23 protein-coding genes and 1 tRNA gene are annotated in these 24,723 nt (G+C 70.6%); 5 read left to right on the top strand and 19 right to left on the bottom strand.

Annotated elements, in window-relative coordinates:
- The first annotated feature begins 23 nt into the window (after positions 1-23).
- Positions 24-884 carry an NAD(P)-binding domain-containing protein gene (locus AB0K05_RS33620; protein ID WP_364234591.1) on the top strand — a complete coding sequence of 287 codons (861 nt, stop codon included), beginning with the start codon at positions 24-26 and terminating at the stop codon, positions 882-884.
- 39 nt (positions 885-923) lie between these two features.
- On the opposite strand, the gene AB0K05_RS33615 is transcribed toward AB0K05_RS33620, so the two are convergent.
- Positions 924-2,294 carry a cystathionine beta-synthase gene (locus AB0K05_RS33615; RefSeq protein ID WP_219544068.1) on the bottom strand — a complete coding sequence of 457 codons (1,371 nt, stop codon included), beginning with the start codon at positions 2,292-2,294 and terminating at the stop codon, positions 924-926.
- A gap of 128 nt (positions 2,295-2,422) precedes the next feature.
- Between AB0K05_RS33615 and AB0K05_RS33610 the strand changes: the two genes are divergently transcribed.
- The 3 genes from AB0K05_RS33610 (at position 2,423) to AB0K05_RS33600 (ending at position 6,117) form a co-directional block, all read left to right on the top strand.
- Entirely contained in the window at positions 2,423-3,409 is a 987-nt protein-coding gene (locus tag AB0K05_RS33610) for an SGNH/GDSL hydrolase family protein (RefSeq protein ID WP_148029145.1), read from the top strand.
- Between the two features lie 58 nt (positions 3,410-3,467).
- The gene (locus AB0K05_RS33605; protein ID WP_364234587.1) at positions 3,468-4,802 is read left to right on the top strand and encodes a hypothetical protein; all 1,335 of its coding nucleotides are present in this window, start codon (positions 3,468-3,470) and stop codon (positions 4,800-4,802) included.
- 97 nt (positions 4,803-4,899) lie between these two features.
- On the top strand, positions 4,900-6,117 hold the full coding sequence (locus AB0K05_RS33600) for an acetyl-CoA C-acetyltransferase (protein WP_219544070.1): 1,218 nt from the start codon (positions 4,900-4,902) through the stop codon (positions 6,115-6,117).
- A 22-nt stretch (positions 6,118-6,139) separates the two neighbouring features.
- Here AB0K05_RS33600 and AB0K05_RS33595 read toward each other — a convergent pair whose 3' ends face one another.
- From AB0K05_RS33595 to AB0K05_RS33510, 18 genes are all read right to left on the bottom strand, one after another.
- Positions 6,140-6,550 carry a PPOX class F420-dependent oxidoreductase gene (locus AB0K05_RS33595; protein WP_148029142.1) on the bottom strand — a complete coding sequence of 137 codons (411 nt, stop codon included), beginning with the start codon at positions 6,548-6,550 and terminating at the stop codon, positions 6,140-6,142.
- A 126-nt stretch (positions 6,551-6,676) separates the two neighbouring features.
- On the bottom strand, positions 6,677-6,910 hold the full coding sequence (locus AB0K05_RS33590; RefSeq protein WP_148029141.1) for a DUF4287 domain-containing protein: 234 nt from the start codon (positions 6,908-6,910) through the stop codon (positions 6,677-6,679).
- A 158-nt stretch (positions 6,911-7,068) separates the two neighbouring features.
- The gene (locus AB0K05_RS33585) at positions 7,069-7,857 is read right to left on the bottom strand and encodes a Bax inhibitor-1/YccA family protein (RefSeq protein ID WP_148029140.1); all 789 of its coding nucleotides are present in this window, start codon (positions 7,855-7,857) and stop codon (positions 7,069-7,071) included.
- A gap of 168 nt (positions 7,858-8,025) precedes the next feature.
- A tRNA-Leu gene (locus AB0K05_RS33580) sits at positions 8,026-8,098 on the bottom strand.
- Positions 8,099-8,147: 49 nt separating this feature from the next.
- On the bottom strand, positions 8,148-8,660 hold the full coding sequence (locus tag AB0K05_RS33575; protein WP_148029139.1) for a peptide deformylase: 513 nt from the start codon (positions 8,658-8,660) through the stop codon (positions 8,148-8,150).
- A 35-nt stretch (positions 8,661-8,695) separates the two neighbouring features.
- Positions 8,696-9,208: an ACT domain-containing protein gene (locus AB0K05_RS33570; RefSeq protein ID WP_148029138.1), complete on the bottom strand. Its 513-nt coding sequence runs from the start codon at positions 9,206-9,208 to the stop codon at positions 8,696-8,698.
- A gap of 75 nt (positions 9,209-9,283) precedes the next feature.
- Complete coding sequence (locus AB0K05_RS33565) at positions 9,284-10,600, bottom strand: NAD(P)/FAD-dependent oxidoreductase (protein ID WP_364234581.1); 1,317 nt, start codon at positions 10,598-10,600, stop codon at positions 9,284-9,286.
- Between the two features lie 94 nt (positions 10,601-10,694).
- A complete protein-coding gene (locus tag AB0K05_RS33560; protein ID WP_148029136.1) occupies positions 10,695-11,489 on the bottom strand; it encodes a uracil-DNA glycosylase in 795 nt (264 codons plus the stop codon).
- 99 nt (positions 11,490-11,588) lie between these two features.
- Positions 11,589-13,022 carry a hypothetical protein gene (locus tag AB0K05_RS33555; protein WP_364234578.1) on the bottom strand — a complete coding sequence of 478 codons (1,434 nt, stop codon included), beginning with the start codon at positions 13,020-13,022 and terminating at the stop codon, positions 11,589-11,591.
- A gap of 174 nt (positions 13,023-13,196) precedes the next feature.
- Positions 13,197-14,144, bottom strand: a complete 948-nt coding sequence (locus AB0K05_RS33550; protein WP_364234575.1) for a Ppx/GppA phosphatase family protein — start codon at positions 14,142-14,144, stop codon at positions 13,197-13,199.
- Complete coding sequence (locus AB0K05_RS33545; RefSeq protein ID WP_364234572.1) at positions 14,135-14,623, bottom strand: DUF501 domain-containing protein; 489 nt, start codon at positions 14,621-14,623, stop codon at positions 14,135-14,137. Before AB0K05_RS33545 ends, AB0K05_RS33550 begins: the two co-directional genes overlap by 10 nt.
- Entirely contained in the window at positions 14,613-15,137 is a 525-nt protein-coding gene (locus AB0K05_RS33540; protein ID WP_364234569.1) for a PT domain-containing protein, read from the bottom strand. Before AB0K05_RS33540 ends, AB0K05_RS33545 begins: the two co-directional genes overlap by 11 nt.
- A 69-nt stretch (positions 15,138-15,206) precedes the next feature.
- Complete coding sequence (gene eno, locus AB0K05_RS33535) at positions 15,207-16,484, bottom strand: phosphopyruvate hydratase (RefSeq protein ID WP_148029131.1); 1,278 nt, start codon at positions 16,482-16,484, stop codon at positions 15,207-15,209.
- A 57-nt stretch (positions 16,485-16,541) separates the two neighbouring features.
- Positions 16,542-17,477 (bottom strand): MazG family protein, encoded by a 936-nt coding sequence (locus AB0K05_RS33530; protein ID WP_364234567.1) that lies wholly within the window; start codon positions 17,475-17,477, stop codon positions 16,542-16,544.
- 1 nt (position 17,478) lies between these two features.
- Positions 17,479-18,075: a SurA N-terminal domain-containing protein gene (locus AB0K05_RS33525; protein ID WP_364234565.1), complete on the bottom strand. Its 597-nt coding sequence runs from the start codon at positions 18,073-18,075 to the stop codon at positions 17,479-17,481.
- Positions 18,076-18,103: 28 nt separating this feature from the next.
- A complete protein-coding gene (gene mfd / locus AB0K05_RS33520; protein WP_148029128.1) occupies positions 18,104-21,592 on the bottom strand; it encodes a transcription-repair coupling factor in 3,489 nt (1,162 codons plus the stop codon).
- A 209-nt stretch (positions 21,593-21,801) separates the two neighbouring features.
- On the bottom strand, positions 21,802-22,686 hold the full coding sequence (locus AB0K05_RS33515) for an aminoglycoside phosphotransferase family protein (RefSeq protein WP_364234562.1): 885 nt from the start codon (positions 22,684-22,686) through the stop codon (positions 21,802-21,804).
- Positions 22,687-23,345: 659 nt separating this feature from the next.
- Positions 23,346-24,173 (bottom strand): helix-turn-helix domain-containing protein, encoded by an 828-nt coding sequence (locus AB0K05_RS33510; RefSeq protein ID WP_364234560.1) that lies wholly within the window; start codon positions 24,171-24,173, stop codon positions 23,346-23,348.
- On the opposite strand from AB0K05_RS33510, the gene AB0K05_RS33505 reads away from it, so the two are divergent.
- Positions 24,172-24,714 carry a TIGR03086 family metal-binding protein gene (locus tag AB0K05_RS33505; protein WP_364234558.1) on the top strand — a complete coding sequence of 181 codons (543 nt, stop codon included), beginning with the start codon at positions 24,172-24,174 and terminating at the stop codon, positions 24,712-24,714. The two genes, AB0K05_RS33510 and AB0K05_RS33505, sit on opposite strands and share 2 nt — an antisense overlap.
- Positions 24,715-24,723: the final 9 nt, after the last annotated feature.

Here is a 24,723-nt window from a genome sequence, read left to right as displayed (position 1 = left end):
GGGGCCCGCAACAGTCTGGACCCATGAGTGAAGTGACAGTGATCGGCCTGGGGCCGATGGGATCGGCCATGGCCGAGACGTTCCTGGCGGCGGGTCACGAGGTGACCGTGTGGAACCGTACCGCGAGCAAGGCGGACCCGCTGGTGGCCAAGGGCGCCACGCGGGCGGCCGAACCCGCGACGGGCGAGTTGCTGGTGATCAGCCAGACCGCCTACCAGGCGATGTACGAGAGCCTCGGCGAGGCGAGGCTGGACGGGAAGACGCTGGTCAACCTGAGCTCCGGCACCCCTGACGAGCTACGTGAGGCGGCCGGGTGGGTGGCGGAGCGGGGCGGCACGCTGGTCACGGCGGGCATCATGGTGCCGCCGCCGGGGATCGGCCAGCCGGGCGCGTACACGTTCTACAGCGGCCCGAAGGAGGCGCTCGACCGGTACGCGGGCATCCTGGAGGCGCTGTCCGAGGTGACGTACGTGGGCGAGGACCCCGGGCTGGCGATGATGTACTACCAGGCCCAGCTGCTGATGTTCTGGTCGTCGCTGACGAGCTTCATGTACGCGGCCGCGCTGGTGGGGACGGCGGGGGTGCGGCCGACGGCGTTCGCGCCCCTCGCCCAGGGGCTCCACGGCGAGCTGGCCGCCGACGGCCCCATGGGCTACATCAAGATCCTGAGCGAGGAGCTGGAGTCGGGCGTCTACCCGGGTGACGAGAACAGCCTGCACATGCAGACCGTCGGCATGGGCCACGTGGTGGAGACGCTGCGCGCCGCCGGGCTGGAGACCACGGTGCCGGAGGCCCTGCACAGACTGTTCGCCCGCGCCGACGCCGAGGGACACGGCCACGAAGGCATCACCGCCGTGGTCGAGTCGATCAGGAAGCCGGGGTGAAGGGAACCCGCTCAGCTCCATGAGCGGGTTCCCAGGTGACTAGTGGTTGGCCAGGAAGGCGAGCAGGTCCTGCCGGGTGAGGAGCCCGGCGGGCTTGCCCTCCTCCAGCACCACCGCGGCGTCCGCCTTCTCCAGCGCCTCGACCGCCCGCGACACCGGCTCGCCACTGCCGATCATGGGCAGCGGGGACGACATGTGGTCGGCGATCGGGTCGTCGGAGGAGAGCTTGCCGCGGTAGAGCGCCTCCAGCAGGTCGCGCTCCACGATGGAGCCGACCACCTCGGCCGCCATGACCGGCGGCTCCTCCTTCATGACCGGGAGCTGGGAGACCGAGTATTCGCGCATGATGGAGATCGCGGTGCCGACCGACTCGTGCGGGTGGGCGTGCACGAACTTGGGCAGCCCCTCGCCCTTGCGGGCCAGCACGTCGCCCACCAGCTCCTCCTCCGAGGAGGTGGTGAGGAAGCCGTAGTCGGCCATCCAGTCGTCGTTGAAGATCTTGGACAGGTAGCCGCGGCCGCCGTCGGGCAGCAGCACCACGATCACGTCGTCCGGCGCGGCCTTGGCCGCCACCTGGAGCGCCGCCACCACGGCCATCCCGCACGAGCCGCCGACGAGCAGCCCTTCCTCGCGGGCGAGCCTGCGGGTCATGTTGAACGAGTCCTTGTCGGACACCGCGATGATCTCGTCGCAGATGCCGGTGTCGTAGGTGTCGGGCCAGATGTCCTCGCCCACGCCCTCCACCAGGTAGGGCCTGCCGGAGCCGCCCGAGTAGACCGAACCCTCGGGGTCGGCACCGATGATCTTGACCCGGCCGCCGGAGACCTCCTTGAGGTAGCGGCCGGTGCCGCTGATCGTGCCGCCGGTGCCGATGCCGGCCACGAAGTGGGTGATCCGGCCCTCGGTCTGCTCCCAGATCTCGGGGCCGGTGGAGTGGTAGTGGGACTCCGGGTTGTCGACGTTGGAGTACTGGTCGGGCTTCCAGGCGTTCGGGATCTCCGCGGCCAGCCGGTCGGACACCGAGTAGTAGGACTCGGGGTGGTCGGGCGCGACCGCGGTCGGGCAGACCACCACCTCGGCCCCGTACGCGCGCAGCACCGCGATCTTGTCGTGGGCCACCTTGTCGGGCACCACGAACAGGCACCGGTAGCCCTTCTGCTGGGCCACGATGGCCAGGCCCACGCCGGTGTTGCCGGACGTCGGCTCGACGATGACGCCACCGGGCCGGAGTGCGCCGGAGGCCTCGGCGGCCTCGATCATGCGGACCGCGATGCGGTCCTTCACCGAGCCGCCCGGGTTGAAGTACTCGACCTTGGCGAGCACCTGAGCGGGCAGCCCCGACGAGACCTTGTGCAGGCGGACGAGCGGCGTGTTGCCTATGAGCTCGACCAGGGAATCATGTACGCGCACCGAGGTGTTCACCTTCTTTGCCGAAGCTTGGTCAGCCGATTCGTGGCCGGGAACCCGTGAGGGTGGCGGGCACTCAGCTAGTTTCAACCAAACGCTACCGCCGAGCTGGGGTGGAGGGGAAAACGCACGTGGTGTGGGCAGCGGGCGCGGCGCGGGCCGCGCGCAGGATCGCGGCCGCGGCGGCGCTCGGGGGCGGCGGGCTCACGGCTCTCGGCGCGACCGCGTACGCGTTGCTGATCGCCGAGGGCCTGCTGGCCCGCCGCACGATCGGCACCCCGCACGGCCTGTACGGCCCGTCGTCCGACGGCGTCTACGGCGACTATCCGGGCCCGCCGCTCAAGATGGCCATGCTCGGCGACTCCACCTCCGTCGGGCTGGGCATGACCGATCCGGGCAAGACGCCCGGCGTCCTGATCGCCTGCGGGCTCGCGGCCGTCGCCGAGCGGCCGGTGGAGCTGCGGGTCGTCGGCAAGTCCGGGGCTCCCTCCGCCGAGCTGGGCGAGCAGGTGGACGCGGTGCTGCCGATGCGGCCCGACGTCGCCGTGATCTTCGTGGGCGCGAACGACGTCATCACCAAGACGCCGCCGGCCACCGCCGTCCGCCACCTGATCAAGGCGGTGCGGCGGTTGCGCGAGTCGGGCGCCGAGGTGATCGTCGGCACCTGTCCCGACCTGGGCACGGTCCGGCCGATCGCGCAGCCGCTGCGCTGGGTGGCGCGCCGCTGGAGCCGCCAGATCGCCGCCGCGCAGACGGTCGCGGTGGTCGAGGCGGGCGGGCGTACGGTGGCGTTCGCCGGTCTCCTGGGCAAGGAATTCCACGCAAATCCGGGCGAGATGTTTGGACCGGATCGTTTCCATCCATCTGACCGAGGTTATGCACAGGCTGCTTACGCGGTGCTACCTTCTGTATGCGCCGCGCTGGGGTTGTGGCCCGAGCCGCGACCCGAGCCCGGCGAAGGACTGCAACCGATCTACATCGCGGCGGCGACGGCCGCGGAGGAGCCCGGCACCGAGGTTTCGGCAACCCAGGTCGACGGGCGGACGACCGGCACCCACGGCAGGTGGGCGACGTTGTTCCGCCGCCGTCGGCTCGGGGGGCAGCTCAACGACGCCTAGATCCGGTCACTCTCCGATCTGGAGTCGTCACTCGGTGTCCCTTTGGAGGGATTTGCCCGTGCTCCGGCCTTCCGCTCTCGCCCTCGCCGGCACCCTGGCCCTGGCCGGCTGCTCCGGCAGCGACGCCGCCACCGCCGACTTCCCGACCTGGCACAACCCCGCCGTCAACGCGGTCAGCCGGATGGCCACGGCCGGCGGGGTGGTGACCACCACCTCCATGAAGTCCGACGGCACGCTGGAGACCGTCGCCCTCGGCCTGTCCGACGGCAAGAAGCTCTGGGCCCACCCCGCGACCATGGCGGGCCGCCTCCCCGGCATGGGCGTCTCCGCCCCCGCCATCGTCGAGACGACGGGCGGCCAGGCGATCGTCGCGGCCCTCGACCCGGCGAAGAAGGGCCGCTGGAAGGCGACGCTCATCGTCCGCGACGCCCGCACCGGCGAGCAGAAGTGGACCCGCCCGGTCCACTCCACGTTCGGCCCGCAGCGCTGCGGCCCCTACCTGTGCATGTCCGAGCACACCGCGCTGTCCTCGGCCCGCGTGGTGGTCCTCGACCCGGCCACCGGCAAGCAACTGTGGAAGCTGCCCGGCATCGCCGAGGTCGAGTGGTCCGACTCCCAGCAGGTCGTGATGCTCCGGCTGGCCGCCAACCCGACGCTCGAGTCGTACGAGCTCAAGACCGGCAAGCTGCGGTGGCAGCAGCCGATCGAGCAGGCGCTCGGGCCGGGCATCGACCTGTCGGGCGGCTGGGCGTTCGGCGCCAGCGGCGACGACCTGATCGGCTACGTCGCCCCCTACACCAACCCGCAGACGAAGAAGACCTCGGCGTTCGGGCTGTTCTCGGCGAAGATCAGCGACGGCACGATCAACTGGATGCGGCCCTCGGTGGTGCGCGTCTACCCCAGCGGCAGCCCCGGCTACGCCCCCGTGGTGCGGCCGGTCGACCAGCGCGGCGCCTACGGCGGGTTCGCCAGGCTCGATGCCGGCAACGGGCGCGTCATCGGCCAGATCACCGCCGCCGACGTGCCGGGCTCGGGCTGGTGGCTGGCGTTCCCCAACCACATGGACAAGCTCGGCTTCCTCAAGCACGGCCACAAGGGCACCGCGTTCGACCTGGTCAGCGGGAAGCCGGTGGCCGTCGAGGACCAGCGCGGGTGGTCCTTCTGCGTGACCGACCCCAAGCCGCTGCCCCTGCGCGGGCAGGCGCCCGGCTTCTACTCCATCGCCGCCGTGTGCGAGTTCGACCTGGCGTCGGGCAAGCGGATCGCCGACGCGTCCGCCCCGCCGTCCTGGTTCACCGGCAGCCAGCAGGGCTGGCGGCTGTGGCGCGACGAGAAGGGCGCCATGCACGCCGTCCACGACGGCACCGCGCCCACTCCGGGGATGTACGGCTGACCCACGGGCCTCGATCGCGGGAAGAGGGCGGGGCCCCTGATGTTGCGCGAATGGTATTGGAATATAGTTCTAATACTGTGCCGACAAAGGAGGGGCCATGCCCGAGGCCGTCATCGTAGCCACCGCCCGCTCGCCCATCGGGCGGGCCTTCAAGGGGTCGCTGAAGGATATGCGCCCCGACGACATGACCGTTCAGATGATCCAGGCGGCCCTGGCCAAGGTGCCCCAGCTCGACCCGCACTCCATCGACGACATCATGCTGGGCTGCGGCCTGCCCGGCGGGGAGCAGGGCTACAACATGGGCCGCGTGGTCGCGGTGATGCTGGGCCTGGACGACGTGCCCGGCACCACCGTCACCCGCTACTGCTCGTCGTCGCTCCAGACCACTCGGATGGCGTTCCACGCGATCAAGGCCGGTGAGGGCGACGTGTTCGTCTCCGCCGGCGTGGAGGCGGTCTCCCGGTTCGCCAAGGGCAACTCCGACTCCCTGCCCGACACCATGAACCCGATCTTCGGCGAGGCCGGTGAGCGGACCAAGTCGTACGCCGCCGGCGGCAAGACCTGGCATGACCCGCGCGAGGACGACCAGGTGCCCGACGTCTACATCGCGATGGGCCAGACGGCCGAGAACGTCGCCCAGCTCAAGTCCGTCAGCCGCCAGGAGCAGGACGAGTTCGGCGTGCGGTCGCAGAACCTCGCGGAGAAGGCGCTGGCCGACGGGTTCTGGCAGAAGGACATCACGCCGCTGACGCTGCCCGACGGCACCGTGGTCAGCAAGGACGACGGCCCGCGCGCCGGCACCACCTACGAGAAGGTCTCGACCCTGCAGCCGGTCTTCCGTCCGGACGGCACGATCACGGCGGGCAACTGCTGCGCGCTCAACGACGGCGCGGCCGCGGTGGTCGTGATGAGCGACACGAAGGCGGCGGAGCTCGGCATCACCCCGCTGGCCAGGATCGTCTCGACGGGCGTCTCCGGCCTGTCGCCGGAGATCATGGGCCTGGGGCCGGTGGAGGCCAGCAAGCAGGCCCTCGCCAGGGCCGGCATGGCGATCGAGGACGTCGACCTGGTGGAGATCAACGAGGCGTTCGCCGCTCAGGTCATCCCGTCTTACCGCGAGCTCGGCATCGACGTCGACCGCCTCAACGTGAACGGCGGCGCGATCGCGGTCGGGCACCCGTTCGGCATGACGGGCGCCCGCATCACCTCGACGCTGATCAACAGCCTCCAGCACCACGACAAGACGATCGGCCTGGAGACCATGTGCGTGGGCGGCGGCCAGGGCATGGCGCTGCTCCTTGAGCGCCTGAGCTGACGACCGCGAGTGGGGGCCGGGCTCAGCCGTGGAAGTCGGGCCCGGCCCGCTCCGGCGTGATGCGCAGGACCACCCGCCGTTCGCGGACCATGGCCGCGCGGTAGTCGTCCCAGTCGGGATGCTCGCCGGAGATGTCGCGGTAGTAGGACACCAGGTGGTCCATGGCCTCGGGCAGGGAGATGATCTCCGCGGTGCCCTCGACCTGGATCCACTGGCCGTAGAAGGCGTCGGTGAAGGCGCAGATGGCCACGTGGGGGTCCCTGCGCGCGTTGCGGGTCTTGACCGCCGTCTCCCTGGAGCTGACGACGATGCGGCCCTCGGCGTCGACGCCGACGACGACCGGTGACATCTGCGGCCGTCCGTCGGCGTGCCGGGTCAGCAGGACGGCCCTGTGGTTGCGGGCGAGGAACTCTCGCGCTGTCTGCAGATCCATGGGGATCATCGTACGGAGCGGCGTCGTGGAGGAGGTCGCCGTGCCGTCGTGATCGCGTCGTGATGTCCCGAGGGGGCATGCCTGCGCCCGTGCCGCGGCACGGGCGCAGGGTAGGCGGTGGGGGCTCTAGATGAAGCCCATGCGGTTACGGCGGAACCGCTCGTGCTCGTGAACGATCGCGGCGGCGTAGCCGTGGGTCAGCCCGTGCTCGTCGGCGAGCCAGTTGGCCCGCTCGGCGCACCTCAGGAAAGACGGGCCGTTGTCGATGGCTTGGAACCACTCTGGGAGTTCGCGTCCCGTGATGGCAGGGACTCTGGCGATCAGCTTCGTCTGCGTCTCCGGTGAGTGGTTCAAGGACATGGGCACCTCCACGGATTAAGGTCCTTTGCTTGACACTGCAACACCACTTGCGGAAAGGCAAGACCCCAGTTCGCGATCCTTTTGTTACGGCAGGTGGATTTCCGGTCGCACAAAGAGAGGGCCCCGCCGAACGGCGAGGCCCTCTGGTGCTGACGGTGTCAGTCGCTACTGGTGAAGTAGCTGATGAGGCGGAGCATCTCGATGTAGATCCACACCAGGCTCAGCGTGAGGCCGAAGGCGCACTGCCAGGCGAACTTCTCCGGGGCGCCCTGCTTGACGCCCTGCTCGACCGAGTCGAAGTCGAGGAGCAGGAAGAAGCAGCCGAGCAGGATCATCGCGACGCTGAAGACGATGGCCAGCGGGCCGCCGTCACGCAGGCCCAGGCCGCCCTCGACGAAGAAGCCGGCGATCAGGTTGACCAGGATCAGGCCGAGCGCCGCGACCGCCGCCGCGACGACGTACTTGACCAGCTTGGGGGTGACGCGGATGATGCGCAGCGTGTAGACGGCGAGTGTGCCGGCGAACGCCATGGCGGTGGCGAGCACCGCCTGGACCACGATGCCGTTGATCTGCGAGTCGAACACACTGCTCACGGCGCCGAGGAAGACGCCCTGGAAGGCGGCGTAGCCCAGGATGAGCGCCGGGTTGGTGCTCATCGTGAACGAGGCGATCAGGCCGAGGACCAGAGCCACGATGGCGGAGCCGATGGCCACGGCCAGGGGGACGTCGAGATACCACGAGGCGGCCGCCGCCACGACGAGCGTGCCCAGCGTCATGAAGCCGCGGACCACCACGTCGTCGATGGTCATCGTGCGGTAGGCGGGCTGCGCCGGGGGGGCGTACGACGGAGAGTCGTACATGTTCTGCAACTGCTGTGGGGTCGGGGTCGCCTGGCTGCCCCAGCCTGCCGACTGTGACCTACTGAATACGGGGTTCTTGCTCTGCATCGCTGCCTCCTGCGCCGAGCCTATGGGACCGGGCGGCACCTAGGTCAACTAGCGCTCAGATCTATGTAGCTTCGAGACTTCAGCAGGGAGGTCAACGTACGTGACGCTCCGGAAGTTCCCGACGAGGTAAAGCCGAAATTCGCTGCATTTCCCGTGGTAGAGAGCCGGTGCCCCCGGCGGGATTCGAACCCGCACCGCAACCCTTTTAAGGGGTTTGCCTCTGCCATTGGGCTACGGGGGCGCCGCAATCATACGAAACGGACCATGCTTCCGGTGGGCACAACTTCGCATCACCCGCCACATCTGTGAAGTCTGCGGTGAAGTGATAGGGCTCCGGACACTCTGTCCAGGAAGAGTATGCCGTCCAGATGGTCCAGTTGGTGCTGAATACACCTGGCTTCGAATGCGTCAGCTTCGATGGTGACGGGCTCTCCGCTTCCTGGCAAACGCCCACGTACGGTGATATGTGTGGCCCGCCGGACATCGGCGGTGAGGTCCGCGACGGAGGCGCAGCCCTCGCGCCCGGAGTCCCAGCGGGCGGCCTCCGCGAGGCGAGGATTGACCACCACGAGCTCTCCCGCCCAGGACCGGGTCCGGGGGTGGCTGCGGGCGTCGAAGGCGATCAGGCGCCAGCTCAGGCCGATCTGGGGCGCCGACAGCCCGGTGGCGGGCTCGCGGCGGAGGGTGGCGAGGAGGTCGGCCGCGGCGGACACGACCGCCGGCGCGGTGGGGTCGACCTCCTCGGCCGGCGACGACAGGACGGGATGGGGGGCGGGCAGCACCGGCCGCGCCGTCCCCGTCACGCCGGAAGTCTGCGCCCCGGGCGCCCCGGAGCCGGTCACAGCAGATCGGGTTCGACGGGGCGGAAGGTGATCTCGGAGTCGAGCCCGGCTCCGACGGCGGCCAGCCGCCGCATCAGGTCGGCCACGTCCACCTTCTCCGGCAGCTCGACGTCGGCGATGAGCACGTACAGGCGGCCGGTGAGCCGGGTGCTCATCCCGGTGATGTTGCCGCCGTCGGCGGCGAGCACGGTGCTGATCCCGGAGATGATGCCCGGCCGGTCGGGACCGTGCACCGTGAGCACGTAGCCGAGGCCGTTCTCCCGGCGGCGGAAGTCGCGGCGGGCCGCGACGGCGGCGGCGGTCACCACCAGGTCGGGCGCCGTGAGGTGCTTGGTCAGCTCGTCGGCGCTCAGCTCGCCGTTGACCAGCAGCATCATGGCGACGTGCCCGCCCAGCAACGTCATCGTGGAGTCCTGGATGTTGGCCCCGCACCCGGCCAGCGCCCCGGTGACCGCGGCGATCACTCCCGGCCGGTCCACGCCCAGCACGGTCACCGCTGACAGCCCCACCCGCGATCCCCCTCCGATCGGCCGGTGGGCGCCGGCACGCCCCGGCGCTCACCGGGGCGCGTCGCCGATCCGGGCTCAGCGGCGCATCGTCGCGACCGCCGCCCTGAAGCCCTCGCGCGGGTGTTCCATCTCACCCAGGGAGATGGTCTCCCGCTTGAAGAACAGGGCCAGGGTCCAGTCGACGACGACGCGGACCTTGCGGTTCAGCGTCGGCACCCGCGACAGATGGTAAGTGCGGTGCATGAACCATGCAGGGAATCCGCGAAGCTTGATGCCATAGACGTTGGCCACGCCCTGATGCAGGCCCAGACCGGCGACCGATCCGACGTACTTGTGGCTGTATTCGGCCAGTTCCTGCCCGCGGAGGTAGCGGACGATGTTGTCGCCGAGCACCTTGGCCTGGCGGACGGCGTGCTGGGCGTTGGGCGCGCAGAACTCGCCCGGGTTCGTCAGGTCGGGCACCGCCGCCAGGTCGCCCGCCGCGAAGGCGCCGGGGGTGTCCTCGACGGCGAGGGTGGCCAGGGTCCTGATCCGGCCGCGCTCGTCGAGCGGCAGGTCGCTGGAGCTGACGACCGGGCTGGGCTTGACGCCGGCCGTCCACACGAGCGTCTCGGCGTCGAACTCGGTGCCGTCCGACAGCACCACGTGGCCGCCCGTGCAGGACTCCAGCCGGGTCTCCAGCCTGACGTCGATGCCGCGCTCGCGCAGCTGCTCCAGCGTCCACTTGCCCATTTCGGGGCCGACCTCGGGCAGCACCCGGTTCGTCGCCTCGACGAGCACCCAGCGGACGTCCGACGGCTTGATGTTGCGGTAGTAGCGGGTGGAGTCCTTGGCCATGTCCTCCAGCTCGGCCAGCGCCTCCACGCCGGCGAAGCCCGCGCCCACGACCACGAAGGTCAGCGCCCTGCGGCGCACCTCGGGGTCGTCGGTCGACTCGGCCACGTCGAGCAGGTGGAGCACCCTGTTGCGGAGCGCGATGGCCTCGCCCACGGTCTTGAATCCGATGCCGATGTCGGTGAGCCCGGGGATCGGCAGCGTACGGGAGATCGAGCCCGCCGCCATGACGACCACGTCGTAGGCGAGGTCGCGCGCGTCGCCCTCGGGCGGCTGGAAGGTGACGGTCCTGGCCGCGTGGTTGACCTTGGTCACCCGTCCGTTGAGTATCCGCACCTTGGGCAGCACCCGCCGGAGCGGGGCCACCATGTGCCGGGGCGAGAGGTTGCCCGCCGCGGCCTCCGGCAGGAACGGCTGGTAGGTCATGTAGGACTGGGGATCGATGATCGTGATGCTGACGGAGCCGTCGCGCAGCTCCCGGCGCAGGCGGCGCTGCAGGCGCAGTGCCGTGTAGAGGCCGACGTACCCACCGCCGACGATCAAGATGTGCTTGTTCATCCTGAAGCCCCATCCCTCGTGGAGTGCTTGTGAAAGCATTCACAAGCCTACGTCCGCCTCTCCCCGGACGCCAATCTCCGCGTGATGGGATGCGTCACACCGACAGCTCGCCCGCCCGTATGAAGACCGCGTCGAGCATCTCGGCGGTGACCCTGCCGGTGAACGTGTTCTGCTGGCTCGGGTGGTAGCAGCCGAGCAGCGTGACGGGCGCGTCCCCGTACGAGACCGCCAGCTCGACGCCGTGGCCGAACGGCGGGCGGCTGCGCGGCAGGGCGTAGCCGGCCTCCTTGAGCGCGGGCCACATGGCCTGCCAGGCGTAGCCGCCGAGCGCGACCACGACCCGGACGTCCGGCGCCACCAGCGCGAGCTCACGGGCCAGCCAGGGGAAGCAGGCGGCCTTCTCCTCGGGCAGCGGCTTGTTCGCGGGGGGCGCGCAGCGGACCGAGGCCGCCACCCTGGCGCCGATCAGCTCCTGCCCGTCGCCGGCGTGCGTGCTGGTCGGCTTCGCGGCCAGGCCGGTGCGGTGGAGCGAGGCGAACAGCCAGTCGCCGCTGCGGTCGCCGGTGAAGATCCGGCCGGTCCTGTTGCCGCCGTGCGCGGCGGGGGCCAGCCCGACGATGAGCACGCGCGGACGCTCGTCGCCCCACCCGGGGACGGGGCGCCCCCAGTAGGTCTCGTCCGCGAAGGCCCGCCGCTTGACCTCGGCGACCTCCTCGCGCCAGGCGACCAGGCGCGGGCAGGCCCGGCAGACCGACTGCCTGGCGGTGAGCTCCGCCAGCGTGGCGCTGCTCTCCGCGAGGCGGCGCACGCCGCCGGGGTCTCGGGCGACCGGGGTGTCGGCGGTGGCCGGGTCGTCCGGCCACCCGGTGCCGGGAGGTACGAAGCTCATGCATCGATGGTGCCGGATGTCCGGGACCGCCACGAACCAGGCCGGACAACGAAGAACCGGGCGGCGTCACGTGGACACCGCCCGGCTCAGCTCGACTGATCAGGCAGGCTTCTCAGTCTGCGGGGCCTCCTTGGGCGGGCAGGTCGCGCTGAACTGCGACGTGCCGGAGGAGGTCGCGTTGGGGCTGACGACGACGAGCTCGACAGAGCCCGCGGTCACCGAGGCGCCACGCGTGCCGCCGACGCCCCACGTCACGTCGAGGCTGCCGTTGACCTGGCGCTCGAGCGTGTTGTGGTCACGCTTGCCGTCGACCACCCAGTAGTACTGGACGGTCGCCGGGCCGGTGCTGGTCAGGGTCGCCTTGAAGTCGACCCCGGGGCCCCGGTTGTCGGCGCACATCTCGTTGCGCTGACCGGCCACCGAGACGCTGGAGACGGAGACCGTGGGCTTCGGAGCCTGGCAGGCGGCGTACGACTGCGCAATGCTGTCGCGGTCGTTGGAGCCGAACACCGACAGGCGGACGGTGCCGCCGTTCTTCGCCGCACCCGAGAGCGCGGTGTCGGACAGGGTGACGGTCTTCGCGCCGCCCCGGTGGAAGGTGGTGGAGCCCGAGTCGACGGTGCTGCCGTTCACCGACCACACCCAGCGGACGCGGTCGGAGCCGCTGGCGCTGACCCTGGCGTGCGCGCTCACCTTGCACCCGTCGTGGTTGGTCGCCGTCACCAGGTTGGAGGCGTCGACCTTCACCCGCGGAGCGGGCGCCGGGGTGTAGTCCTTGCAGTGGACCTTGTAGTAGGCACGGTTGGAGACCGCACGGTCCGGGCTGAGGACCTCGAGCACCGCGGAGCCGCTGTGGCTGTGGCGCGGCGAGAAGCCGACGCCGACCTTACGCGAGTCCCGCACCTTGACCTTGCCGTAGTCGACGGTCTTGCCGTTGACCACCCAGCGGTAGCGGACCCAGGACGGGCGCTCCACGCTGATCCGGCCGACGAAGTCGATCTTCGAGCCGGGGTTGCAGTAGCCCACGTACGTGGACGGGCTCGCCCATGCCTTCGCCGACACCCGCTTGTCGAGGTGGGTGCGCGTGACGTCCTTGGCCTGCACGCAGTCGACCGAGAAGTAGCCCTTCTTGGAGACGACCTTGCGCGGGCTCAGGACCTCGAGCCGCTGCCAGCCCTTGACGTCGCCCTTGAAGGTGGCCTTCTCCGAGAGCTTGATCGACTTGGTGCCCTTGGCCGAGACCTTGACGGTCTTGACCTTGCTCTTGGAGCCGTCGCCGTGGAGCCAGCGGTAGGCGACCGTGGTCTTGCCGTTGAGCTTGACCTTGACCGTGGCCGAGAACGTGATGTTCGCCGGGCACGACCCCTGGTAGTCGCGATCGGAGGCCTTCGGCGTCGAGACCGACACCTTCGGCTTGACCCGCGGCTTGGCGGCAGCCTGCGCGGGGGAAGCAGCCAGACCGGCGACCAGACCGGCCAGCACGGCGGTGGACGCGACCGCGGCCACCTTCCGTACTAAGGCAGAGGACTTCATAGGAGAGTGACTCCATTCCGTGAGAGTAAGAACGCACACGGAGACGGTTGCCACGCCGACATTCATCTCTGCCCGGCCATATGGCAAAGCCCCCGTTACTGCAACGATCACTAAAGCACAAGGGCATTGCGCATTCAATACGAACACGCCGGTTATATGTGTAGATTTGGCGACTTAACGGACGAGAGACCAGGCAATTCCGTCAAGGATGTCGTGTTCGCTCACGACGACCTGCTCGAATCCGAACCTCCGGACGATCCGGTCAAGGATGAGCGCCCCCGCTCCGATGACGTCCACCCGGCCCGGGTGCATCACCGGCAGCGCCGCCCGCTCGTCGTGGGTCATCGCCAGCAGCCGCCGGGTCACGTCGTGCACCTGCTCGCTGGAGAGACGCGCGTGGTGGATCCGCTCCGGCAGGTAGGCGGGCAGGTCGAGCGCGACGCCCGCCACCGTCGTCACCGAACCGGCCAGCCCCACGAGCGTGCGCGCGTCGCGTACCGGAACCTCGTCCTCGACGCGGGCGAGCGCGGCCTCCACGTCGGCCACCACCGCCTCCAGCGCCGCCGCGGACGGCGGGTCACCGGCGTCGCGCAGGTGACGCTCGGTCAGCCGCACGCAGCCGATGTCGACCGAGATCGCCGACTCGGCGTGCTCCGAACCCACCACGAACTCCGTCGAGCCGCCCCCGATGTCGACCACCAGGTAAGGCGGCAGCGGCCCCTGCGGCACCTCGGTCTCCGGCGACAGCCGCACCAGCCCCCTGGTGGCGCCGGTGAACGACAGCTCGGCCTCCTCGGACCCCGAGATCACCTCCGGCTCCACGCCGAAGATCTCGCGCACCCCGTCGGTGAACTCCTGACGGTTCGCCGCGTCGCGGGTCGCGCTGGTCGCGACCACGCGGGTGGCGCCCGCGCCGTGCTGGTCGATCAGCTTGCGGTAGGCGCGCATCGCGCCGAACGTGCGCTCCAGCGCCTCCGGCGCCAGCCGCCCGGTCCGGTCGACGCCCTGGCCCAGTCGTACGATCTCCATCCGCCGCTCGACGTCGGCCAGCGCGGCCTCGCCGACGTCGGCCACGAGCAGGCGCACCGAGTTGGTGCCGCAGTCGATGGCGGCTACACGCATGGTCCGTCACTCCACCACTCGGGGAGGGCCTCCAGCGCCTCCCTGCCGAACGGGTTGCTCCCCGGGGCCGCGAGCTCGTGCGCGACGAGCGCGTGCAGGCACTTGACCCGCAGCGGCATGCCGCCGGCGCTCTGCATGCCGGGCGCCAGGGGCTCCAGCCCCTCCTCCGCGGCGACCTCGTCGCGCCTGGCCAGGTAGGCGTCGTGCGCGGCCTGGTAGGCGGACGCCAGCTCCGGGTCGTCGGCCAGCCTGTCCTGCATCTCGCGCATCAGCCCCGAGCCCTCCAGCGTGCCGATGGCCGAGGCCGCCTTCGGGCAGGTCAGGTAGTAGAGCGTGGGGAACGGGCTGCCGTCGGCCAGCCTGGGCGCGGTCTCCACCACGTCGGGGTTGCCGCACGGGCAGCGGTGCGCCACCCGGCGCAGCGACCGGGGCGGCCGCCCGAGCTGCTTCTCGACGGCCTCGGCGTCCTTACTGTCCAACGCTCTCCTTCTGCTTCTCCGGCTGCTTCTCCGGCTGCTTCTCCGGCTGCTCGGCGGGCTGCCCGGTGGGCTGCTCTGTCGGCTGTCCGGTCGGTTGCCCTGCCGATTGGCCGGGCGATTGCTCGGTCGCGCGCCGGCCCGTGCCGTCGTCGGCCGCCTGGACCGACTCCCACAGCGTCTGGTACCACGGCGGCTGCTGCGCCGGCCGCTGGGCCGCCGCCTGCCCCTTGCCCGGGTCGGGGTCCATCACCACGAAGCACCTCTCGCCCTGGCCGCAGTAGTGGAGGCGCTCCTTGGCCGTGCGCCTGACCCAGTTGGGGTCGCCGACCTGGCGGCTCTCGGCCAGCAGCCGCTGCCGCTCGGCCTCCACCTTGGCCTTCTCCTCCCGGAGCTCGGCGATGTCGCGCCGCTGGGCGATGTAGGTGCGGACGGGGTACGCCAGGCTCATGGCGATCGCGCAGACCACCACCGCGAGGATCGCGGCCCGCCCCGTCAACTGCGGTTTCTTCGCCACCTCCGGCACCCACCTCCCCGTACGAACCGCCCGCGGCGCCATCGGACCGCCGCGGGCAGCTACCCGAAATTACTGCTGGAAACGCGGAAAGGCCGCGCGACCCGCGTAACGGGCGGCGTCGTCGAGGATCTCCTCGATGCGCAGCAGCTGGTTGTACTTGGCCACCCGGTCGGAGCGGGCCGGGGCGCCCGTCTTGATCTGGCCGCAGTTGGTCGCCACCGCCAGGTCGGCGATCGTGGTGTCCTCGGTCTCGCCGGAGCGGTGGCTCATCATGCACCGGTAGCCGCTGCGGTGGGCCAGGTCGACCGCGTCGAACGTCTCGGTCAGCGTGCCGATCTGGTTGACCTTGACCAGCAGGGCGTTGGCGGTGCCCGACCCGATGCCGCGCGCCAGCCGCTCGGGGTTGGTCACGAACAGGTCGTCGCCGACGAGCTGGACCCGGTCGCCGAGTGCCTCGGTGATGGCCTTCCAGCCCTCCCAGTCCTCCTCGTCGAGCGGGTCCTCGATGGACACCAGCGGGTAGTTGTCGACCAGGTCGGCGTAGAAGGCGATCAGCTCCTGGGCGGACAGGCCCTTGCCGTCGATGGTGTAGACGCCGTCCTTGTGGAACTCGGTGGCGGCCACGTCGAGCGCCAGCGCCACGTCGGCGCCGGGGGTGAAGCCGGCCCGCTCGATGGCCACCAGGATCAGGTCGAGCGCGTCGCGGTTGGACGGCAGGTTGGGCGCGAACCCGCCCTCGTCGCCGAGACCGGTGGCGTAGCCCTTCTCCTGCAGCACCTTCTTGAGCGCGTGGTAGACCTCGGTGCCCATGCGCACGGCCTCGCCGAACGACTCGGCGCCGATCGGCGCGATCATGAACTCCTGGATGTCGACGTTGGTGTCGGCGTGCGCGCCGCCGTTGAGGATGTTCATCATCGGCACCGGCAGCACGTGGGCGTTGGGGCCGCCGAGGTAGCGGAAGAGCGGCAGCTCGGCGCTGTCGGCGGCGGCCTTGGCCACGGCCAGCGAGACGCCCAGGATCGCGTTGGCGCCCAGCTTGGCCTTGTTGGGCGTACGGTCCAGATCGATCATGATCTGGTCGACGATGCGCTGGTCCTCGGCCTCGATGCCGTGGATCTCGTCGAAGATCTCGTCGGTCACGGCCAGCACGGCCTTGCGCACGCCCTTGCCGCCGTAGCGGTCGTCGCCGTCACGCAGCTCGACGGCCTCGAACTGGCCGGTGGACGCGCCGCTGGGCACCGCCGCCCGGCCGGTGCTGCCGTCGTCGAGGACCACGTCGACCTCGACCGTCGGGTTGCCCCTGGAGTCGAGGATCTCGCGAGCGTAAACGACCTCGATGGTAGCCACGGGATGCGCTCCTGAATCGATAGGCAATATGCGTTCAGAGCCTATCGGTAGAGGGCATCACGACCGGCGCGACTCCCACGCGCGCACCCGGTCGCGATACGTCCGCGCCGCGGCCCGCAGCTCCGCCTCCGGGTCGACGCCCGCCGAGCGCGCCCGCTTCACCAGATCGAACAGCTCGCGGGCGACCCCCTGGCCGACCGCCGCGGACAGGCCGTCAGGCACGCCCGACCGCTCGGCGCGGCGCAGCAGCTGGGCCGCCAGCGACAGCGCCGGCTGGCCCATCGGCACCCCGTCGAGCAGCGACTCGTCGCCCCGGGAAGCCCGCTCGGCGGCCTTGATCGCCTCCCAGTTGTCGTTCACCTCGTCGGCGCTCTCCGCCTTGACCGAGCCGAACACGTGGGGGTGGCGCCGCACCAGCTTGCCGACGATGCCGTCGGCCACGTCGTCGACGTCGAAGCCCTCCGCCACGCGGGCGTGGAAGACCACCTGGAGCAGCAGGTCGCCGAGCTCCTCGCGGAGCGCGTCGTGGTCGCCGTCCTCGATCGTCTCCAGCACCTCGTAAGCCTCTTCGAGCAGGTAGGGCACCAGCGACTCGTGCGTCTGCTTGCGGTCCCACGGGCACTCGGTGCGCAGCCGGTCCATCACCCGTACGAGATCGAGCACGCGCGCGCCCGGCAGGTCGTACGAGCCGGGCACCACCTCGATCAGCGGCGGGTCGTCGAGCGCGATCGCGGCGTGGCCGAGGGCGCGCATGAAGTCCTCGTCGCCGTCGGCGGCGAGCCACACCACCGTCTCCCCCGCCGCCCGCGAGACCAGCCCTGCCGGGTCGGGGGTGACGACCGCGACCTCCACCCCCGCCTCGGCGAGGTACGGCAGCTGCGGATGGTCCGGCGAGCCCGTCAGCACCGGGCCGGACCGGAACGCCTGCCACGCCTGGTGGCTGAGCAGCCCAGGCGCGACGCGCGGCGAGGTGGTGACGACGACGAGCGGCATGTCAGCCCTGCGGCTGCTGCGCGGCCTGGGCCGGCTTGCCGAAGCGGCCCGGGTCGACGAAGCCCTGACCCTGCTGGAGGGTGCCGTAACGGGGGCTGAAGGTCGTCTTGATCGAGTTGAACTCCTGCTGCACCTTGGCGGCGGCCTGCTGGTTGCCCGCGCCGCCGAACTTGTCCATGACCTTGCGGATGCCCACCTCGGCCTTGACGTAGTCGCGCGCGTCAGCCGGCGAGACGCCCTTGGACAGCAGGTTCATCTCGGGGTCCTGGAACTCGCCCGGGTCCTTGAGCGCGGCGTCGATCTCCGTCTCGCTGACCGTGACGCCGTGCTTGTCGGCCAGCTGCTGGTAGCGGAGCTGGTTGGTCATGCTGAAGAGGACGAACTGCGCGACGGGCGCCGTGAGCTGGTCGGGCCCGATGTTCGCCCTCTCCAGCGCGGCCTGGTAGCTCTTCACGTTCGCGTTCAGGTCGCTGGAGGAGATGCGCTGATCACCGACGATCGCCGCCGCTCCGGCCTCGACAGGGGTAGAGCAGGCGGCCAGGCCGAGGAAGCTCACCCCGGCTGCCGCGGCGGCCACAGCCACTCGTATCGACTTCACGTGTGTCCCTTTCCGACAAAAACCCCAGTCAGCTTACCGGCGCGAGTTCGAGGAACATCGCCTCGACCAGGTCGCCGCACCATTTGAGCAGATCCATGTCGCGCAACGGCTGCCCACCCAGCGGCTTCGTCTTGGGCACCGGCACCAGCAGCGTCTCCGCGGCCTGCTTGTAGACCGACTTCTTGTACAGCCGGTCGAGCCGGATCTGCTGCGACTCCCGCAGCCGCGCCGGGCCGAACTTGATGTACTGCCCCTGCAGCGTGACGTCCGTCAGCCCGGCCTTGCGCGCCCTGAGCCGGAACGCGGCGACCTCCAGGAGGTTCTCCACCTCGACCGGCGGCTTGCCGTAGCGGTCGGTCAGCTCGTCGCGCACCTCGTCGATGTGCGCGGGCTCGGCGATGGCCGCGATCCGCTTGTAGGCCTCCAGCCGCAGCCGCTCCGAGGTGACGTAGTCGTGCGGGATGTGCGCGTTGATCGGCAGCTCGACCTTGACGTCGTGCTGCTCGGGGGCCGCCGCCACGCCTTCGAGCTTGGCCTTCTGCTCCTGCACCGCCTCGGCCATCAGCCGGACGTACAGGTCGAAGCCCACGCCCGCGATGAAGCCCGACTGCTCGGCGCCCAGCACGTTGCCGGCGCCGCGGATCTCCAGGTCCTTCATCGCCACGTACATGCCCGCGCCCATCTCGGTGTGCTGGGCGATCGTGGCCAGCCGCTCGTGGGCGGTCTCGGTCAGCGGCTTCTCCGGCGGGTAGAGGAAGTAGGCGTAACCGCGCTCCCGGCCCCGCCCGACCCGCCCGCGCAACTGGTGGAGCTGCGACAGGCCGTAGTTGTCCGCCCGGTCCACGATGAGCGTGTTGGCGTTGGGCACGTCCAGCCCGGACTCCACGATCGTGGTCGAGACCAGCAGGTCGTACTCGCGCTCCCAGAACCCGACCATGATCTTCTCAAGCTGGTGCTCGTTCATCTGCCCGTGCGCCACCGCGATCCGCGCCTCCGGCACCAGCTCGCGCAGCCGCGCGGCCACCCGGTTGATCGACGCCACCCGGTTGTGCACGAAGAACACCTGGCCGTCGCGCATCAGCTCGCGCCGGATCGCCGCCCCGATCTGCTTCTCCTCGTACGGGCCCACGAACGTGAGAATCGGGTGGCGTTCCTCCGGCGGGGTGAGGATGGTCGACATCTCGCGGATGCCGGTCAGGCCCATCTCCAGCGTGCGCGGGATCGGCGTCGCCGACATGGCCAGCACGTCCACCTGTGTGCGCAGGTGCTTCATGGCCTCCTTGTGCTCGACGCCGAACCGCTGCTCCTCGTCGATGATGATCAGCCCGAGGTCCTTGAACCTCACCTCCGGGCTGAGCAGCCGGTGGGTGCCGATCACCACGTCGACCGCGCCGGAGCGCAGCCCGTCGAGCGTGCCCTTGACCTCGGCGTCGTTCTGGAAGCGGGAGATCGGCTTGATGGTGACGGGGAAGCTGGAGAACCGCTCGGTGAACGTCGACATGTGCTGCTGCACCAGCAGCGTCGTCGGCACCAGCACCGCCACCTGCTTGCCGTCCTGCACGGCCTTGAACACCGCGCGCACCGCGATCTCGGTCTTGCCGTAGCCGACGTCGCCGCAGATCAGCCGGTCCATCGGGACGCCGCGCTCCATGTCGCGCTTGACCTCGTCGATGGCCTCCAGCTGGTCCGCGGTCTCCGCGTACGGGAACGCGTCCTCCATCTCGCGCTGCCACGGCGAGTCCTGCGCGAACGGGTGGCCGGGCGAGGCCATGCGGGCCGAGTAGAGCCGGATCAGCTCGCCGGCGATCTCCTTGACCGCCTTCTTCGCCCGCGACTTGGCCTTGGCCCAGTCGGCGCCGCCCATCCGGTTGAGCGTCGGCGACTCGCCGCCGACGTAGCGGGTGACCTCGTCGAGCTGGTCGGTCGGCACGTACAGCCGGTCGCCCTTGGCGTACTCGATCACCAAGTACTCGCGCGTGGCGCCCTGGACCGTGCGGCGCACCATCTCGATGTAGCGGCCCACGCCGTGCTGCTCGTGCACCACGTGGTCGCCCACCTTGAGCTGCAGCGGGTCGACCATGTTGCGGCGGCGCGACGGCAGGCGGCGCATGTCCTTCGTGGACGCCTTCTGGCCCACCAGGTCGAGATGGGTGAGCACGGCCAGGCCCGGGGTGACGAACCCGTGCTCCAGCAGCCCGGTGGTGACGTGCACCACCTTCGGCTCCGGCGCCTTGTCGACGAACCGCTGCAGGCGGGCCGGCACGTCTACGCCCTTGAGCAGCTCCACCATGCGCTCGGCGGACCCGTGGCCCTCGCTGATGAGCACGACCGCCTTGTCCTCGGCCAGCCAGCCCTTGATGTCGTCGAGCGCCTTGCGGGTGTCGCCGCGGTAGGCCTCCGAGTCGTGCGCGGCCAGCTCCACGCCGCCGCCGAACGGCGCCATCGTCCACCACGGCTGTCCCAGCGCCTCGGCGTGGCCGCGGATCTCGTCGAGCGTGCGGAACGCCGCCGCGTCCAGGTCGATCGGCGCCTCTCCCCCCGCCGCCGCGTTGATCCAGGACGCCTCCAGGAACTCCTGCGACGTGCGCACGAGCTCCTCGGCCCGGCTCCTGATCCGCTCCGGATCGCAGACGAACACCGCCGACCTCACCGGCAGATGGTCGACCAGCAGGTCCATCTCACCGGCGAGCGCGGGCGCGAACGCCTCCATGCCCTCCACCGGCGTGCCCTCCGCGAGCTGGTCGAGCACCTCGGCCAGCGCCGGATAGCGCTCCGCCAGCTCCCGCGCCCGCTCCCGCACCTCCGCGGTCAGCAGCAGCTCCCGGCACGGCGGCGCGAACAGCCCCTCCTCCGCCGCCTCCAGCGAGCGCTGGTCGGCCACCTTGAACCAGCGGATCTCCTCGACCGTGTCGCCCCAGAACTCCAGCCGCAGCGGGTGCTCCTCCGTCGGCGGGAACACGTCCAGCAGCCCGCCGCGCACCGCGACCTCGCCGCGCCGCTCCACCATGTCGACCCGGTGGTAGCCGTTCTCCACCAGGCGCGTCACCACCTCGTCCAGGTCGGCGTCGTCGCCCGCCCTCAGCCGGATCGGCTCCAGCTCGCCCAGCCCTTTGACGATCGGCTGCAGCAGCGCCCTGATGGGCGCCACGACCACATTCAGCGGGCCCGCCGCGCTGTCGCCCTTCACCGGGTGCGCCAGCCGCCGCAGCACCGCCAGCCGCTGCCCCACCGTGTCGGACCGCGGCGACAACCGCTCGTGCGGGAGCGTCTCCCACGCCGGGAACACCGCCACGGACCCGGGGTCGATGAGGCTGCTCAGCGCCGCCGCCAGATCCTCCGCCTCCCGCCCCGTCGCGGTGACGGCCAGCACGGTGCGCTGATCGTGCCCGGCCAGCGCGGCCACGCCGAACGGCCGCAGCGCGGCGGGCGCCACCAGCGCGACGTCACCGCCCCTGTCGAGGGCGGCGGTCAGCTCGGGGTCGGCGACGACAAGGTCAAGTAGTCCGGAAAGACTCATCAGTTAGCCCCACGATGGCAACACGACTACCCCCGGCCAAGCGGAGCGCGGGGGTGATGACATCCAGCCTACTTCCCACCCGCCCCCTGCTCGCGCCTGCGCCCCGTCCAACCCCACGGGCCTGTGTCCGGTGGGGAGCCGAGCTCCTCACCTCCCTTGCCGTGTGACTCCCGGCCCCGGGCGACGATCGACATCGTTCCCGAAAGCTCTCAAGTGACCCTGTGACCGGGCACGCTGGGCCATCTGACGGTGAGGACCACCGACTCGTCCTCCGCCAGCCACGAGTGGTCGACGCCCTCGCCCCACACCACGTAGTCGCCCCGCTCGGCCAGCAGCACGCTGCGCCCCGGGAGCTCGACGCGGAACCGGCCGCTGATCAGGATGAGCAGGGCGGTGCGGTTCTCGCCGGTGACCCATCGGGCGCGCTCGTCGCCGGGCTTGTGCAGGCCCCACTTGATCTCGACGGCCTCGCTGTGCCGCACGTCGCCCGGGGGCTTGAAATGACCGAGCAGCCACCCGCCGTCCAGCGGCCCGTCCACGCCGGCATTGCCGACGTACACCCGGTCGTCCTCCGCTGGGGACCCATCCCTTTCCACCACGTCCGGGGACGCTAGCACCCGCGGGCGAGGCCCGGGATCACACCAGTTCGACGTCGAGCACGCGTACGGGGAAGAGCCGCCCGGCCTGGTCCCACCGGCCGCGCAACCCGTCATGGAGTGCGGCGGCGGCGCCCCAGGTGGAACGGAACCCGCAGGAGGCGGGCACGGCGAGCCGGCGCAGGAGCCGCCCGATGAGAGGAGCTCCTCCAGCGGCACATCCTGCAGAGACCTGCCGGAGTCGAGCCGCTCCAGCAGGAGCGCGCCGCTGTCCAGGTCGGCGTCGACCAGCAGTACGGTCCCCCGCCCGCCCCACAGCCGCAGGCCCTCGCCCTGTTCCACGACCGAGCGGTCAGGCCAGCCGACCTTGAGCACCAGCGGTTCGTCACCGCGCCTGACGGGCACCGCCAGGCCGTTGTACCCGTGCATCGGACGACCATCGATCACCAGATCCCAGCGGGCGCAGTGTTCGGCGACGATACGGGGAAGCGCGGACAACCATCGCCTCCCGGCTTCTCCCTCAAGCTGCCAACGGCCCAAGGCCCGGAACGACTCCGGGACCGTGATCGAGTGCCGCATCTCCGCCATCCTCATGATCGACAACCGCTCCGCACCGTGGGCGGATGCGCCCTCAAGGGTGAGGAATTGATACCTGGACCCTTGAGAGCCAACAGACCGTAGCCCGCTGGCCTGCGAGGCCCGCGGTGGCCGGAGCAGGCGATCGACGGCCCATAGGGCTCGCCCCTGCGGCACTGCCCGTGAGCCTCACCATCATCTGGAAACACGCCCCTCCAGCCCAGCGATCAATCAGCCGAGGTCACGACGAAGCCCAGCCGGGCCTGTCATGCGTGATGCCCCTGCTGCCCCACTCCCCTGGGTGCCTTACCGCCTCGGTGAGTTGTCCTCATGTGGGACAGCACACATGCGGTGTCCCTGCCCGGGTGCCTTACCGCCCCGACATGCTCACATCTTGATCCATCTCACGCACGGGGGTCCAGGGGGCCGGGAGGCCCCGGCGAGGGGGGCGGGGAGCTCGGCTCCCCGCTGAGCACAGTCCGAGACGATCGGCGCGGAGCGCCTGGGTTGCGAGGGCCATGCCGTTGGGTGAGCGTCCGGCGCCTGCAAAGCGTTCGGAAAGCCTTCGAGCGAGAACCGCGTCAGCGCGCCGGGCCGAGTCGGGCGTAGGCGGCTGGAGGCATGCCCACCACGGCGGTGAAGTCGCGGGTCAGGTGGGCCTGGTCGGTGTAGCCGAGTTCGGCGGCCAGGGTGGCGAGGTCGAGGCCCTGGTAGACGCGCTCCGCGGCTTCGTGCAGCCGGAAACGGCGGATCACCCACTTGGGGCCGATGCCGACGTAGTCCCTGAACAGCCGCTGCAGCGAGCGCACCGATCGCCCCGATCGGGCAGCCAGTTGGTCGACCCTGGTCACGGTGACGTCGTTCTCCGCCATCACGACCAGCGCCGCGACCTCTTCGGCGAGCGGGTCCCGCTCCGGCCGCAGGCCCAGCAGGAACGTCTCGACGATCGCGATGGCGGCCGGGATACGAGGTTCGGCCAGGACGCGCTCCACCATCGTCGAGCCCGCGGCGCCGTACATCTCGCCGATCTCGTGGAAGCGGCCGGTCAGCCGGTGCACGGGACCGCCGAGGAACGGCCGGAAGCCGCCGGGGGCGAAGCGGATGCCGAGGACGCGGCCGCTGCCCCGCATGGTGTACGAGAACCCGCCCCTGATCACCCCGGCGATCCGGTGGAAGTCGTGGGTGATCGTCATGTTCACGGTCGGGTGGGAGACGATGCGCTGCTCGTACGGTTCGGCGAGGTCGGTCCAGGTGACGACCCAGAAGTGGTCGACGTAGGGAGCGAGCGCGGGGGACGGCGCGTGCCGGGCGAAGTCGAAGGCGGCGAGCCCGGCGTACGGGTCGACCCAGCCTCGCAGTCGTGTTTTTACAAGCCCCGCGGCGGGCCGGTCCGGCATCATCGCTGCCATGGAAGACATGATGCCGCTGATGACGCGTGCTACCGAACAGACCGCGAGACTGGTCCGGGCGGTGCGGCAGGAGCAGCTCGGGCTCCCGACCCCGTGCGAGAAGTACGACGTGAAGGATCTGGTCAACCACCTCGAATGGGTGGCGGAGATGTTCGCGTCGCTGGCTCGCCATGAGGCGCCCGCCGAGCAGGGGCCGTACGCGGGCGACTTCCCTGAGCGGGCGGAGCGCACGCTCGCCGCCTGGTCACGGCCGGAGGCGTGGGAGGGCGTCAGCCAGGGCATGGGCATGCCGATGACCACGCTGGCCCACATGTATCTCGTCGACATGGTGGCGCACGGCTGGGACCTGGCCAGGGCCACCGGCCAGGAGTACGCCCCGGACCCCGGGACGGTCGCGCGGGCGCTGAGCTTCACCGAGCAGATGGCGGAGAAGGGCAGGCAGGGCGGCGTCTTCGGGCCTGCGGTGGCGGTGCCGGACGACGCCTCGCCGCTCGACCGCCTGCTCGGCGTCACCGGCAGGGATCCGGCCTGGACCCCCTAGATCCCGCCT

The organism is Nonomuraea sp. NPDC049486, from assembly GCF_040676925.1.
Lineage (GTDB): Bacteria > Actinomycetota > Actinomycetes > Streptosporangiales > Streptosporangiaceae > Nonomuraea > Nonomuraea ferruginea.
The sequence above is the reverse complement of the archived record's forward strand: the minus strand, read 5'-3'. Positions and strand labels throughout refer to the sequence as shown.